Source organism: Bradyrhizobium sp. Mp19 (assembly GCF_029952935.1).
Lineage (GTDB): Bacteria > Pseudomonadota > Alphaproteobacteria > Rhizobiales > Xanthobacteraceae > Bradyrhizobium > Bradyrhizobium elkanii.
This window is the reverse complement of sequence record NZ_JASAUT010000002.1, coordinates 283,415-297,958: the sequence shown is the minus strand read 5'-3', so window position 1 is coordinate 297,958 and position 14,544 is coordinate 283,415. Positions and strand designations below refer to the sequence as shown.

The following is a 14,544-nucleotide window of genomic DNA, read 5'->3' as shown; positions in this document are numbered from 1 at the left end:
GGCCCCCTTAAGACGATGGCTGCTGTCGCTCGTTGCGACGCGTGAGACGGCGCGGTGAAGATTCCTTGAGAGACTTACCACGGCCGGACAGACTCGGATTTGTCATGAAGTAGTCATGCAGATTGAAGGGCTCTTCGCCTTTCGCGGCCTTCATACGCGTTGACGACCCATCCGGCAACAATTGCCAGCTTTGCTCGGTGTCCTTCAGATTCGCGACCATGATCTGTTCGAGAACCTGCTGATGCACCGTGGGATTTTGCAGCGGACAGAGAACCTCGACGCGGCGGTCGAGGTTCCGCGGCATCATGTCAGCGGACGAGATATACACAGCAGCTTTTGTGCTCGGCAGGCCTTGGCCCATGCCGAAGCAATAGATTCGGCCGTGTTCCAGGAACCGGCCGATCACCGATTTGACGCGGATGTTCTCGGATAATCCCGGCAGCCCCGGCCGCAGGCAGCAGATGCCGCGCACCACGAGCTCCACCGAGACGCCGGCCTGCGAGGCCTCGTACAGCGCGTCGATGATATCAGGGTCGACCAGCGCGTTCATCTTCATCCAGACCGCGCCGTGCCGGCCGTGCTTGACGTGGGCGATCTCGCCGTGGATGTGCTCGATGATCCGCTTGCGCAGCGTCAGCGGAGACACCGCCATCTTCTCGATGTCGCTCGGCTCGGCATAGCCGGTGATGTAGTTGAAGACCCGCGCGACGTCGCGGCCGATGATCGGATCCGAGGTGAAGTAGGAGAGGTCGGTGTAGATGCGCGCGGTGACCGGGTGATAGTTGCCGGTGCCGGTGTGCACATAGGTCGTGAGATTGCCGCCCTCGCGGCGCACCACCATCGACAGCTTGGCATGCGTCTTCAATTCGATGAAGCCGTAGACCACCTGCACGCCGGCGCGTTCGAGGTCGCGGGCCCAGCGGATGTTGGCTTCCTCGTCGAAGCGCGCCTTGAGCTCGATCAGCGCGGTCACCGACTTGCCGGCTTCGGCGGCTTCCGCCAGCGCGCGCACGATCGGCGAATTGTTCGAGGTGCGATAGAGCGTCTGCTTGATCGCGACCACGTCGGGATCGCGTGCCGCCTGCTGCAGGAACTGCACCACGACGTCGAAGGATTCGTAGGGGTGATGGACCACGAGGTCCTTCTGGCGGATGGCGGCGAAGATATCGCCGCCATGATCGCGCACCCGCTCCGGATGGCGCGGCACATAGGGCGGGAATTCGAGGTCGGGGCGATTGAGGCGGGTGAGCTGCGACAGCTCGTTCATCGCCAGCACGCCGTCGACGAGGATCACTTCGTCGTCGGCGGCCGACAAGGCGTGCTGCACGAAGATGCGCAGCTCCTCGGGCATCGTGGCCTCGATCTCGAGCCGGATCACCGACCCGCGGCGGCGGCGCTTGAGCGCGGTCTCGAACAGGCGAACGAGGTCTTCGGCCTCTTCCTCGATCTCGAGTTCGGAGTCCCTGATGATGCGGAATGCGCCCTGGCCCTTGACGGTGTAGCCGGGGAACAGGCGGCCGATGAACAGTCCGGTAGCCTGCTCGAGCGTAATCAGCCGCGCCGGCGCGCCTTCCTTGGTGGAGGGGATGCGGATGAAGCGGTCGATCTTGCCGGGCATGCGGATCAGCGCGTTCATCGCCTTGCCGTCGGCGATCCGCGACAATTGCAGCGCCACCGTGAAGCCGAGATTCGGGATGAACGGAAAGGGATGCGCCGGATCGATCGCCAGCGGCGTCAGCAGCGGGAAGATGTTGTGGAGGAAGTGATCCTCGATCCAGCTGCGCTCGGACTTGGTGACGTCGCGGCCGTCGACCAGCTGGATGCCGACCTCGGCCAGGATGTCCCGCAGATCGCTCCAGATCGCCTGCTGGTCGGAGGCGAGCTGCGAGACGGTCTTGTTGATCATCACGAGCTGCTCGGCCGGCAGCAGGCCGTCCGGGCTGCGCTCGGTAATGCCCTCGCGGACCTGCGCCTTGATGCCGGCGACACGGACCATGAAGAACTCGTCGAGGTTATTCGCCGAAATCGACAGGAAGCGGACCCGCTCCAGCACGGGATGGCCGAGATTGACCGATTCCTCGAGCACCCGCCGGTTGAAGTGCAGCCAAGAGAGCTCCCGGTTGATGAAGCGCTCGGGGCTGGTCGCGATTGCGGGAATGGCGGGAAGTTCCGTCTCTTTTTCTTTGATTTCAGTAGCTTGTGCCGAGTCCATCAAGTGCTGATCCAATTCAGGGCAGGGGCCGGGGCGGTCTAGCCGAGAGCCGCAGAAACCATGTGATATTGCGATGACGTTTCGATGACATTGATGTTCCGCTCGCCTGCGCCGTCAAGCCGCGGGGATGGATCAGGCATCGCGCAACAGCTCCGCCGCCAGCGCCCGTGTGACGGGACGGCCGAGCCGGAGCGCCTCGGTATCGAGCAGCTCGACCGCCTGCCGGACGGCAACGTAGGAACGCTCGATCCGGTTGCTCAGATAGCTGACGAGCGGTTCGTCCACGCTCATCTGGCGGTCGGCGCAGAACTTGACGATCAGGCCGCGGAACAGCTGGTCGTCCGGCGGCAGCAGCGTCACGGTCGGCACCGCGCGGAGCCGCGACCGCAGGTCGCGCAATTCGATCTCGAACGCCGAGGGCGGAACGCGCGCCGTGATCAGCACGTAGGCATCGTCCTGGCGCGCCAGATTCATCAGATGAAACATCGCGCGCTCGTCGAAATCCGCCGGCCTCAGGTCCTCGACGACGAGCGCACCGGTCGCAAGCGCGGTCGGCACCGTGTCGGCGGTCAGCGCATGCGCCGCGGTCGAGCGCGCGCCGGCGCTCTCGGCCCAGATCGCGGCGAGGTGGCTTTTGCCGGCGCCGTCAGGCCCGACCAGCAGCATGATTCGGTTCGGCCAGTCCGGCCAACCGTCGATCAGCGCCAGCGCAGCCTCATTGGCAGGGCCCTCGAGGAAATCGTCGCGGGTCAGCTTCTCCTCGTGCGGCAGGGCCAAGGCCAATTGACGAGGTACAACGCTACTGGCCACACAAGTCTCCAAACCACCTTATTTTAGCTATGCGCAAACGCGTCGCGTTTGTCGCGGGAAAACCGGCTTCGACTTTTTCCGGATCCCGCCTACCGAGCTTCGATCGTGCTCATGTGCCGCACCCACTCCACGAGATAGAGGGACACCGAACCCAAAGTAAAGATCGTGACCAGGCCCATCAGGATCCAGTCGTAAGGATGCGGCTCGAAGCCGAAGCCGAGCGAGGCCAGCACCAGCGCCGCGAATGCGACCTGCGCCACCGTGTTCAGCTTCGACACCATCAGCGGCTTCATCTCGACCGGCTTGTCGAACAACCATGACACAATCACGGCCGAGACAATCATGATGTCGCGCGACACCACGAGAATCACGATCCAGCGCGGCACCGCGCCCCAGATTCCGAGCGCGACATAGATCGACACCAGGAGCGCCTTGTCGGCGAGCGGATCGAGCAGGGCGCCGAGCTCGCTCGTCATGTTGAAGCGCTTGGCGAGGAAACCGTCGACCGCGTCCGAGACGCCGGCGATCACGAAGATCGCGAACGCAATCTCCATCTGGCTGGACACGATGGCCCAGACGATCACCGGCACCAGGATGATGCGGCCGAGGGTGATGATGTTCGGAATGCTCAACTTGGATCGCTTCCCGGCTAGAAGCCTGATTTTACTCGATATCCGGCTCTTTTGCGCAGCCGCCTTGTGTTATCTACATAGTATCGCGGCGGCAGCGCCGCGAGCCATTGCGCGGGGGCGGAATTCCTCGTAACCAGCCCCTGATCATCTGGAATTGGGCATGACCGAGCGCAAAAACGGGCTCACTTACGCGGATTCGGGTGTCGATATCGACGCCGGCAATCGACTGGTCGATCTGATCAAGCCGATGGTGCGGGCCACCGCGCGGCCTGGCGCGGACGCCGAGATCGGCGGTTTCGGCGGGCTGTTCGACCTCAAGGCCGCCGGCTTCAAGGATCCGGTCCTGGTGGCCGCGACCGATGGCGTCGGCACCAAGCTGAAGATCGCGATCGAGACCGGCATTCATGGCGGCATCGGCATCGATCTGGTCGCGATGTCGGTCAACGACCTCGTCGTGCAGGGCGCGGAACCGCTGTTCTTCCTCGACTATTTCGCCTGCGGCAAGCTGCATCCGGAGGCCACCGCGCAGATCGTCGCCGGCATCGCCGAAGGCTGCCGGGAATCCGGCTGTGCGCTGATCGGCGGCGAAACCGCGGAGATGCCCGGCCTCTACAAGGATGGCGATTACGACCTCGGCGGCTTTGCGGTCGGCGCGGCCGAGCGCGGCACCTTGCTGCCGACCGCGGATATCGCGGCGGGCGATGCCGTGATCGGGCTGGCCTCCTCCGGCGTGCACTCCAACGGCTATTCGCTGGTGCGCAAGATCGTCGAGCAGTCCGGCGTTGCCTATGACGCGCCGGCGCCGTTCGCGCCGGTCATGACGCTCGGCGCGGCGCTGCTGACGCCGACCAGGCTCTATGTGAAATCCTGCCTGCGCGCGATCCGCGACACCGGCGCCGTGAAAGGCCTCGCCCACATCACCGGCGGCGGGTTCACCGACAACATTCCGCGCGTGCTGCCGAAGCATCTCGGCGTCGGCATTGATCTGGCGCGGCTGCCGGTGCTGCCGGTGTTCAAATGGCTGGCCGAGCAGGGCGGCATCGCCGAGCTCGAGCTGCTGCGCACCTTCAACTGCGGCATCGGCATGATCGCGATCGTCAAGGCTGATGCGGTCGACGCCGTGACCGAGGCGTTCACCGCCGGCGGCGAGACCGCGACGCTGCTCGGCGAGGTGATCGAGGCCAAAGGCGAGCATCGCGTGGTCTATAACGGTCATCTCGATCTCTCGCGATGAAGCGCCGCGTCGCCATCCTGATCTCCGGCCGCGGCTCCAACATGGCCGCGCTGATCGAGGCTGCGAAGGCTCAGGATTTCCCGGCCGAGATCGTTGCTGTGATCTCGAATCGCGCCGATGCTGCCGGGCTCGAAAAGGCCGCCGCAAGCGGCATTGCGACCATCGTCATCGAGAGCAAGCCGTTCGGCAAGGACCGCGCCGGCTTCGAGGCCATGCTGCAGCGGGCGCTCGACGACAGGCAGGTCGAGCTGATCTGCCTCGGTGGCTTCATGCGGCTGTTCACCGCCGAGTTCGTACGGCATTGGTACGGGCGAATGCTCAACATCCATCCCTCGCTGTTGCCCTGCTTTCCCGGCCTCGATCCGCACGGCCAGGCGTTGCGCGCAGGGGTCAAGCTGTCCGGAGCGACGGTGCATTTCGTGATCCCGGAGACCGACGCCGGACCGATCGTGATGCAGGGCGCGGTCACGGTCGCTGACGACGACACGGCCGAGACGCTCGCCGCGCGCGTGATCACCATCGAGCATCGCATCTATCCGGAGGCGCTGCGGCTTCTGGCAAGCGGCCGGCTCAAGCTCGAAGGCGACCTCTGCAAGACGCTTGGGAGCGCGCCGACGGACAGCACGCTTATCGCGCCCGCGCCTTAGCGCGCGGTAGCACGAGAGGTCCCCCGGGGTGATGCTGCCGGGGGAGGCATCCCGATGAATTCCGCTGGCAGCGGCGTTCAGTGAACCTTGAGGTTCTCGGCCGACGCCTTGCCGCGGTTCTCCACCAGCTCGTACTCGACGGACTGGTTCTCGTTCAATGTGCTGAGGCCCGCGCGCTCGACCGCGGAGATGTGGACGAACACATCCTTGTCGCCGACGGCTGGCTTGATGAACCCGTAACCTTTGGTCGGGTTGAACCATTTGACGGTACCCTTCGGCATCGTCTCTCTCCCAGTTTAGACATAAAAAAGACGCGGCCACGTTTTCCACGTGCCACGCCGCAAGCGGACTTTGCGCTGTCTGTTCACTTCCCGGGTCGTCAGATCCAAAGTCTTCAAGTCCGAAGTTTCGCCTCTCGATCGAAGCCTTGGATGTCAACGTCGCGAAACGCACAGTCGAACGGCCGCAATCCGATTGTGAAGCGATTGCAACACGAAAATTGCGCCTTAGCAAGCGCGGTGGTTTTGCGTGACGCAACCTCAGCCTGTGCCGGTCGAACTCCGGCGCAACGCGTTCGGCCACTGGCCGACTGCCGGTGGAACCTGCCGCGCACCGGGCAGGCGGCGCGCGCTAGCCCCGGTCCACCCGCACCACGCGGCCCTTGTCGATCGCGAGCGCGAGCTGGCCGTGCTTGAGCTTGAGCGCGGCCTCGCCGAACAGTTCGCGGCGCCAGCCGTGCAGGGCGCCGACCTCGGCCTGATCGCTGGCCGCGATCTGCTCGAGATCGTCGACGGTGGCGATCACCTTGCTGGCGACGCCGTGCCGCTCCGAGGTCATGCGCAGCAGCACCTTCAACAGCTCGACGGTCGCCGCGCCGTTGGAATTGTTTCTCGGCTTTTCCAGCTTGGGCAGCGTCGCCTGGTCGCGGGCGAGCCCGCGCTGCACGGCAGCAATGATGTCGGCGCCCCATTTCGAGCGCTCGAAGCCCTTCGGCAGCGAGCGCAGATTGCCGAGCTTCTCCAGCGAGGTCGGCGCGTGGGTGGCGATATCGCCGACCGCATCGTCCTTGAGCACGCGCGAGCGCGGCACGTCGCGGCTCTGCGCCTCCTGCTCGCGCCAGGCGGCGACCTCGATCAGCACCGCGAGCTCGCGCGGCTTGCGCACGCGGGTCTTGAGCCGCTCCCAGGCACGCTCGGGATGGAAGTCGTAGGTCTTCGGCGAGGTCAGAACCTCCATCTCCTCGCTGACCCAGTCGCTGCGGTCGCGCTTCTTCAGATCGGCGTCGAGCGCCGCGAACACCTCGCGCAGATGGGTGACGTCGGAGACGGCGTAATGCAGCTGCTCGTCGCTCAGCGGCCGGCGCGACCAGTCGGTGAAGCGATGGGTCTTGTCGGGGCGGTGGCCGGTGACGCGGTCGACGAGCTGGTCATAGGCGATGCTGTCGCCATAGCCGAGCACCATGGCGGCGACCTGGGTGTCGAAGATCGGATGCGGGATCGTACCGGAGAGGTGCCAGACGATTTCGATGTCCTGCCGCGCGGCGTGGAATACCTTGAGCACGGCCTCGTTCGACATCAGGTCGAAGAACGGCTTGAGGTCGATGCCGGGTGCCAGCGCGTCGACCACGACGGCTTCTTCCGCGCTCGCCATCTGCACGACGCAGAGCAGCGGATAGTAGGTCGTCTCCCGCAGGAACTCGGTGTCGACAGTGATGACCTTGTGTTTGGCGAGCCGGTCGCAGGCGGCGGCGAGGTCGGAGGTCGTGCTAATCAAATCCATGAAGTGTCCATAACGGCTTAACCACACGCGTTCTGCCGAAAGGGCAGCTATGTCAAGGGTCTTGCAGGGATTTTGGCCCTGCGCGGGGTGAGGGACGGGCCATTTTTGAATTGATTGGGCGTGATTCGAGGGGGTTTTCGGCCCGGTCGTGCCGGGAATTCGGCGGTCGTGCGGGCGAAAGGCGGGACCCATAATCTTCGAAATTTGCTGGCCGGGGGATCGCGGCCCCGGCCTCGCGCGGCAATAGGCACTTGGGATAATGGGTCCTGGCTTTCGCCAGGACGACGATGAGGGTGGTTCTCGCGCGATACGGCGCATCGTCATTGCGTACTTCATGTCGGTGTCATCGCCCGGTCCCGTCTTCGCCAAGGCTTCGATGACGCTATGCATCCTTGGCGCGCCGAAGCTTCAACGGAGGCGGCGAGCCGGCCGATGACAGCGCGGATGCCACACACGATCGTCGTCCTGGCGAAAGCCAGGACCCAGAACCATCGCATTTGATCATGAACGGGATCGTGGCCCCAGCGTCGCGCAACAACTCTCATTTGGGGTAATGGGTCCTGGCTTTCGCCAGGACGACATTGAGTGTGTGGCGCGGTCTGTGAGTCACGCAGCCACATCCTCGCGGCGCTGACGCGTCCGAGTCATCGCGCGCGAAATCGGATGGCGCCGCGCGTTTCGCACTTTGTGAACGCGTTCAGTCTGGGGTAAACAAGCCCCTTGGCATCGTCGAACGAGGCCCATTGTCGCCAATGGCCCGCAGTCGGACGGATCACAATGCCGGAGAAACAGCCAGGCGCCGATATGGAGGCTGCTCTCAAGCACTGGCTCGAAACCGTTGATCTCGGCCAGTACGGCGACCTCTTTGTCCTGCATCGCATCGGTATGGACATCCTGCCCGATCTGACCGAGCAGGATCTGGTCGAACTTGGACTTCCGCTGGGAGATCGCAAGCGCTTGCAGCGCGCGGTTGCTTCCCTGACCGGTTCGGCGAAAGGTCGCGCCGGCGGCAGGAGCGTCGCAGAAGGCGCAGCGGTGAGCGCCGAGCGGCGCCAGCTGACCGTGATGTTCTGCGACATGGTCGGGTCGACCTCGCTGTCCGAACAGTTCGATCCCGAAGACGTCCGCGACATCATCGCGAGCTTCAGGGAAAAGTGCGTCAGCGTGGTCAAGCGGTACGAAGGCTTCGCGGCCCGCTACCTCGGGGACGGCATTCTGGTCTATTTCGGCTATCCGAATGCGCATGAGGATGACGCCGAGCGGTCGGTGCGTGCGGCGCTCGAAATTGTACGGACCCTGTCGTCGGCGAGAGCGACTGACGCCCGCGACGTTGCAAGTCATGGGCCCAGTGTGCGCATCGGGATTGCTACCGGCCTTGTTGTCGTCGGAGACCTGGTTGGACAGGACACCGAGGAGCACGATTCCGCAGTCGGCGAGACGCCAAATCTGGCTGCCCGTCTGCAGGCCTTGGCGCCTCCAGACGGCGTCGTCATTGCGTCTTCGACGCAATCCCTGCTGAGAGGAAAGTTCGACTACCAGGACTTAGGATTTCACGCGCTGAAGGGGATATCCGCGAAGGCCCAGGCCTGGCTCGTGGTTCGGCCCTGCCGCGCCGAGACGCGATTTGCGGCAGCCATGGGCTCCAGATTGACGCCGCTGGTCAACCGCACCGAAGAGGTGGCGCTGCTGCTCACGCGTTGGCAGCAAGCGAAAGCCCGTGAGGGGCAGGTCGTGCTGCTGACGGGCGAGCCGGGAATCGGAAAGTCCAGGATCGTTCAGGAATTGCGGGAGCGGATCGCAGGTGATCAGCACGGTCAAGTTTCGTTCCAGTGCTCTCCCTATTACAGCAGCACCGCTTTTCATCCCTTCATCGAGCATCTCAAATTCGCGCTCGGCCTTGACGGCGAGAACGCGTCTGCGCTTTGGCTGACGAAGCTTGAAGCCGGTGTCGCCGCCTCGAACGGCGAGGCGGACACAATGGTGCCGATTCTTGCGGCGTTGCTTTCAATTCCCACCGGAGACCGTTACGCGGCCCTGGATCTCTCGCCGCAACAGCTGAAGGATGCGACGATCGCCACGCTCGTCAACCATCTGCTCGCGCAAGCGCGCGGGCAGACGCTCCTGATCGATTTTGAGGACGCACATTGGATCGATCCCACCTCGCGGGCCGTGCTCGATCTGCTGGTGGAGAACGTTCGCAACGCGTCGATCCTTGTCGTGATCACCTGTCGTCCGGAGTTTCAGCCGGGCTGGAAGGATCACGCGCACACCATCAGTGCGAACCTCAAGCGTCTCGGCCGACAGGTCCGCACGATATTGGTAGAACGTGTGGCTGGAGAAAAGGAGCTTCCCAGAGAGGTGATTGAGGACATCATTGTCAAGACCGATGGCGTGCCGCTCTTCCTTGAAGAGCTGACCAAGGCCGTTCTCGAGTCCGACGTCTTGACTGAGCAACATGGGCGTTTCGTCTTGTCCGGTCCGTGGCATCAGCTCGCTATTCCCGCGACATTGAACGATTCCCTGATGGCCCGCCTCGACCGGATGGGATCGTTCAAGAAAATCGCGCAGATCGGCGCCACCGTCGGCCGCGAGTTCTCTTATGAGATCCTTCGCGAGGTTGCCGAGGCGCCGGCGGACCAGATCGAAGCCGCCCTGAACCATCTGGAGGCCGCCGGATTGATCGTCCGCTTCGGCTTTCTGCCGGAGGCGCTGTACTCGTTCAAGCACGTGATGATCCAGAATGCGGCGCATGAAAGCTTGCTGCACAGGGAAAGAAGGACGCTGCACGCCAAGATCGCACGCGTGCTGGCCGAAAAATATCCTGAAAAGATCGAGCGCGAACCGGAGCTTCTCGCCTACCACCTGACCGAGTCCGGCCAAAGCGAGCCGGCTGCGGGTGTCTGGCTCAAGGCCGGAAAGCAGGCCGCAATGAAGGGTGCGACTCTGGAGGCGATCGGTCATCTGCGTCGTGGGCTAGGGGTTCTGCAAGCCTCACCCGGCATGCAGGGCCGAAACGAGTCCGAGCTTGAGCTTCGCATCGCCCTGGGCACCGCCCTGATCGCGGCAAAGGGATACGCCGTCCAGGAAGTCGAGGAGAATTATGTTCGCGCGCTCGAACTCGGCCGGCATCTCGACAACACGGCGAAGGTCTTTGCGGCGACGCGCGGACTTTGGGTGTGCCACTTTATCCGCGGCGATCTCGCACGGGCGCATGAGCTGAGCGCGGAGCTCCTGCAGTTCGCAAGGCGCGAGGCCCCGAACCAAAGTTCGTCCGCGACGCAACAGACGGGATATCTGATCGAGGCGCACCGGGCGATTGCGATGACCATGCTGTACCGCGGGCGGTTTGTCGCCGCCGAACATCACCTTCATCGCTTCAGGAATCTGTACAGTCCTGACCTACACGGCGCCTTGACGGCAACGCATGGCATCCATCCTGGCATCGTCTCGCTCTCGTATCTCGGGTACGTGTCGTGGTTTCTGGGCCGTCCTGACGCAGCGCGCCGATACAGCCAGCAGGCTATTTCGGAAGCGGAAGACCTTCGCCACCCCTTCACGCTGTCGTTTGCGCTGACATTCGGCGCCTACGTTTGTCAGCATCTCCGCGATGTCGAAGGGACCCACGATTACACCAACAGGGCACTGGCCCTCTCATCGGAACACGGCTTCCTGCATTGGAAGCATCAGACGACCATCCTGCGAGGATGGGCGATGACCGAGCTCGGGAATGTCGACGAGGGATTGAACCAGATGCGAATGGCTATCGACGGCTACGAGGGCATGAGCGCCCGGCTCGCCAGTTGCTGGTTCAGGAGTTTGCTCGCGAAGGCCTATGCAAGTGCCGGCTTGCCGGATGCTGCCTTGCGCGAACTCGACAGCGCATCGGCGATCGGGAGAAGAACGGGAGAGCATTTTTACGAAGCCGAGATCTATCGTCTGCAAGGTGAGATGACGCTCAATTACGCGAAATCATCGTCCGTCGAATCCGCCGAGCGAATGTTCCTCGCCTCGATCGAGCTGGCGCGCGGGCAAAGCGCGCGGTCCTTTGAATTGCGGTCAGCTGTCAGCCTGGCGCGCCTTTGGCGACATTCCGGCAAACATGAGCGAGCGGCCGAGTTGCTGCTACCCGTCGTCCGAACGTTCACGGAAGGTCTGTCTACGCCTGACGTCAAGGAAGCGCTCGAGCTGGCGAATGAACTGGCAATGGAAATGCCCGGAGATCATGAATGGAGCGGGCGGGTCTGAGGATATCGAGTCGCCCCCCGGGCGCCATCCGCCCGCTTGCGCCTGACCGTCGTCACCACGCATCGCAGATGAATGACGGTGTTCGTTTCGGCCCAAGGTTCGCGACGGCGGCAACGTCGGATGCTGCTCCGGCGATGTGCGCCGGACGGATCAGCGGTTGGCGATGCTGCTGGCCTCGATTGGCGGGGCAACGTCGTCCCGATCGATCCGCGCTTCGCCCGCACGAATGCGTGACGGCCACCCGTGCCGCGAGGCCAGCGTCGTTAGCTTGTCCCTGACGAGATAATGCGCGGGGCCTTCGAGGAAGCGCCAGACGAACCAGGCCAGCAGCACCATGCCCGTCACGACCAGCATGGTCGACAGCGCGTCCGGCGTTGGTGTGATCAGGAGCAGGATGACGTAGCCGAGCTGCAGATGCAGCAGATAGAGCGGGTAGGTGATGCCTCCCACGGCCCTGACGAAGCCTTCCGGCAAGGCTACAGACTTGATGCGGGTGGCCGCGAACACGATGCCGAGCGAGACGATGCAGATCACCGTGACGACGCGTGGATCGAAGCTGCCATGGGTGTGGACGCCGAGCCGCTCCAGCTTGTGCACGGCCTGGAATGTCGCCGTGCCCATCGCGAGCGACAGCAGGCTGTACAGCCTGGTGTCGCGCCGTCCGCGGTAATGCTCATAGATCAGCAGTCCGACGGCGAAGAAGCCGCTGTCGTCGGCCATGAACAGTTTCTCGAACAGGGGAACGTCGATGGTGAGTTCGTTGGCAAAGGTGATCGCGATCCACGCCACGATGATCGTGTCGATCCGCCGCGGGAAGATGCCCCAGGCCAGGAACAGCGCGATCCAGGCGTAGAACACGACCTCGATCACCAGCGACCAATAGGCGTCGTCCATGTAGGGCTGACCGAGCATCGGGGCCGCGATGAACAGGTTTGCCAGCCATTGCCCCCACGTCACGTGGAAGTACGCGTGGCCCAGCAGCAGCGTTGCGAGGAAGGTCAGCGTCATGCAGATGACGAAGGTTGGATAGATGCGGCTGAAGCGGGCGATCGCAAAGCCTATCGGCGTGCGGCCTTCGGCGGAATAGGCAATGACGAAGCCAGAGATCGCGAAGAACACGGGGACGCCGAGGAAGCCGTATTGCGCGATCGGGGCGAGGTACGGCATCGCCACCTTTTGCACGCCGTTCGATGCCACGCCCCAGAAGCCGTAGTGATACAGGATCACGGCCCCGACCGCAGCAAGCCGCAGCAGGTCAAGCACGGGAACCCGGGTCGGTTGTTTAGAAGCGCTCGGCATATATCCGCTATCGTGGCGGCGAGGCATGAAAGCCTTCTTAATCCGCGCGGCGAAACGACCGCGCGATCGTTCACGATTGCAGGAGCCCCGTGGCGATGCCGGCGGCCGCGCTGAGCACCACCACCACGAGCGGCGGTGCGCGCCACGCCGTGAGCAGGACGAAGCCGGCCAGCGCGATGCCGAAATCGAGCGGACGGTGCACGCTGCTGGTCCATACCGGATTGTACAGCGCGGCCCCCAGAATGCCGACGACGGCGGCGTTGACGCCGCGCATCATCGCCTGCGCCGCCGGCCGTTTGCGAAAGCCATCCCAGAACGGCAGCGCTCCGAGCAGGACGAGAATTCCCGGCAGGAAGATGCCGACGAGGCCGACGATCGCGCCCGGCATGCCGCCGATCACGGCGCCGAGATAGGCGGCAAAGGTGAATAGCGGGCCCGGCACGGCCTGCGCGGCGCCATAGCCGGTCAGGAACGCATCGTCGCCGATCCAGCCTGGCGTCACCACGGCTTCGCGCAGCAGCGGCAACACGACGTGGCCGCCGCCGAACACCAGCGCGCCCGAGCGGCAGAACGCTTCGAACAGGCCGAGGCCGGGCCATGTCCGCGACAGCAGCGGCAGTCCGACCAACAGCGCGACGAACAGGATCAGCGCTGCGAGGCCAACGCGGCGCGATACCGGCATCGCGATATGGGTGACCCCGTTGGCCGGTTGCGCCCGGCAGAGCCAAAGCCCGGCGATGGCGCCGAGAACGATGGCGCCGATCTGCGCGATCGACGACGAACTGGCGAGGATGACGAGTGCTGCGACCGTCGCGATCGAGGCGCGTTCGCGGTCGGGGCAGAGCGAGCGCGCCATGCCCCAGACGGCCTGGGCGACGATCGCTACCGCAACCAGCTTGAGGCCGTGCACCAGGCCGGTACCCGCAGGGCCGCTCAATCCGCTGGCGCCGAAGGCAAACAGCACCAGCGCGATCGCCGAGGGCAGCGTGAATCCGGTCCAGGCCGCCAGCGCCCCCAGGTACCCGGCGCGCATCAGGCCGAGCGAAAAGCCGACCTGGCTGCTCGCAGGGCCCGGCAGGAATTGGCAGAGCGCGACCAGATCCGCATAGGCCTGTTCGTCAAGCCAGCGCCTGCGGGTGACGAACTCGTCGCGGAAATAGCCGATATGGGCGATCGGGCCGCCGAAGCAGCTTACGCCGAGCTTGAAGAAGATGAGCAGCACCTCCAGCGGCGAGTGCGTCGAGCTCGCGGTGGCGGGCGGTGTGCCGGGCTGCGGGACGTCGGTTTCGTTCAAGCGTCGTCAATTCCCGCAATTTGCGTCCCAGGTCAGGACTCGTCAGCGCGAGCATATCGCCATTCGATGACGTTTGAGCGCGCTATTTCGCGCGGCTCACTCGTAGCGGATGTTCTTCGACGGCCGGCGCGCGGCGGGCATCGCCAGCACGACGAGACAGAGCGCGATCATCGCCAATCCCATAAATTCGAATGCAAATGCGTCCACGGGCCATTCTCCCCCATCAGAAACAGTTAGACTTGTTGGGGGAGCGTTGACGCGCTGTTAAGCCTTATGGTTACCGCTGCCGGCCTCGGCGCATGGTGGAGAGTGAGTTAACGCTCACATGGGGGAACTCAAGCGCGGTGGTCACCGCGCTTGAGCTCTCTGTTTGCGCATGATCTCCGCGCAAA

10 protein-coding genes are annotated in these 14,544 nt (G+C 64.0%); 3 read left to right on the top strand and 7 right to left on the bottom strand.

The features are described 5' to 3' along the window. Positions 1 to 7: 7 nt before the first annotated feature. The 3 genes from QJT82_RS04185 to QJT82_RS04175 form a co-directional block, all read right to left on the bottom strand. Positions 8 to 2,212, bottom strand: coding sequence for an RNA degradosome polyphosphate kinase (locus tag QJT82_RS04185; protein WP_264641823.1), 2,205 nt, complete (start codon positions 2,210 to 2,212; stop codon positions 8 to 10). Positions 2,213 to 2,344: 132 nt separating this feature from the next. Then, on the bottom strand, positions 2,345 to 3,022 hold the full coding sequence (locus QJT82_RS04180) for a DnaA/Hda family protein (protein WP_028344817.1): 678 nt from the start codon (positions 3,020 to 3,022) through the stop codon (positions 2,345 to 2,347). Positions 3,023 to 3,111: 89 nt separating this feature from the next. After that, entirely contained in the window at positions 3,112 to 3,654 is a 543-nt protein-coding gene (locus QJT82_RS04175) for a CDP-alcohol phosphatidyltransferase family protein (protein WP_016847415.1), read from the bottom strand. A 160-nt stretch (positions 3,655 to 3,814) separates the two neighbouring features. Here QJT82_RS04175 and purM point away from each other — a divergent pair, with 160 nt between their 5' ends. Then, the gene (gene purM, locus QJT82_RS04170; RefSeq protein ID WP_028344818.1) at positions 3,815 to 4,888 is read left to right on the top strand and encodes a phosphoribosylformylglycinamidine cyclo-ligase; all 1,074 of its coding nucleotides are present in this window, start codon (positions 3,815 to 3,817) and stop codon (positions 4,886 to 4,888) included. Continuing rightward, complete coding sequence (gene purN, locus QJT82_RS04165; protein WP_028344819.1) at positions 4,885 to 5,535, top strand: phosphoribosylglycinamide formyltransferase; 651 nt, start codon at positions 4,885 to 4,887, stop codon at positions 5,533 to 5,535. Before purM ends, purN begins: the two co-directional genes overlap by 4 nt. A gap of 77 nt (positions 5,536 to 5,612) precedes the next feature. Here the strand turns inward: purN and QJT82_RS04160 are convergent, their stop codons facing one another. Together QJT82_RS04160 and rnd are read right to left on the bottom strand one after the other, a co-directional pair. Beyond that, positions 5,613 to 5,816, bottom strand: a complete 204-nt coding sequence (locus QJT82_RS04160; RefSeq protein WP_016847412.1) for a cold-shock protein — start codon at positions 5,814 to 5,816, stop codon at positions 5,613 to 5,615. 349 nt (positions 5,817 to 6,165) lie between these two features. After that, positions 6,166 to 7,314, bottom strand: a complete 1,149-nt coding sequence (gene rnd / locus QJT82_RS04155) for a ribonuclease D (protein ID WP_018271312.1) — start codon at positions 7,312 to 7,314, stop codon at positions 6,166 to 6,168. A 777-nt stretch (positions 7,315 to 8,091) separates the two neighbouring features. Here rnd and QJT82_RS04150 point away from each other — a divergent pair. Further along, complete coding sequence (locus tag QJT82_RS04150) at positions 8,092 to 11,559, top strand: adenylate/guanylate cyclase domain-containing protein (RefSeq protein ID WP_028344820.1); 3,468 nt, start codon at positions 8,092 to 8,094, stop codon at positions 11,557 to 11,559. A gap of 150 nt (positions 11,560 to 11,709) precedes the next feature. On the opposite strand, the gene QJT82_RS04145 is transcribed toward QJT82_RS04150, so the two are convergent. Continuing rightward, positions 11,710 to 12,858: an acyltransferase gene (locus QJT82_RS04145; protein ID WP_051448184.1), complete on the bottom strand. Its 1,149-nt coding sequence runs from the start codon at positions 12,856 to 12,858 to the stop codon at positions 11,710 to 11,712. 70 nt (positions 12,859 to 12,928) lie between these two features. After that, positions 12,929 to 14,152 carry a chromate efflux transporter gene (gene chrA / locus QJT82_RS04140; RefSeq protein ID WP_264641822.1) on the bottom strand — a complete coding sequence of 408 codons (1,224 nt, stop codon included), beginning with the start codon at positions 14,150 to 14,152 and terminating at the stop codon, positions 12,929 to 12,931. Positions 14,153 to 14,544 lie beyond the last annotated feature (392 nt).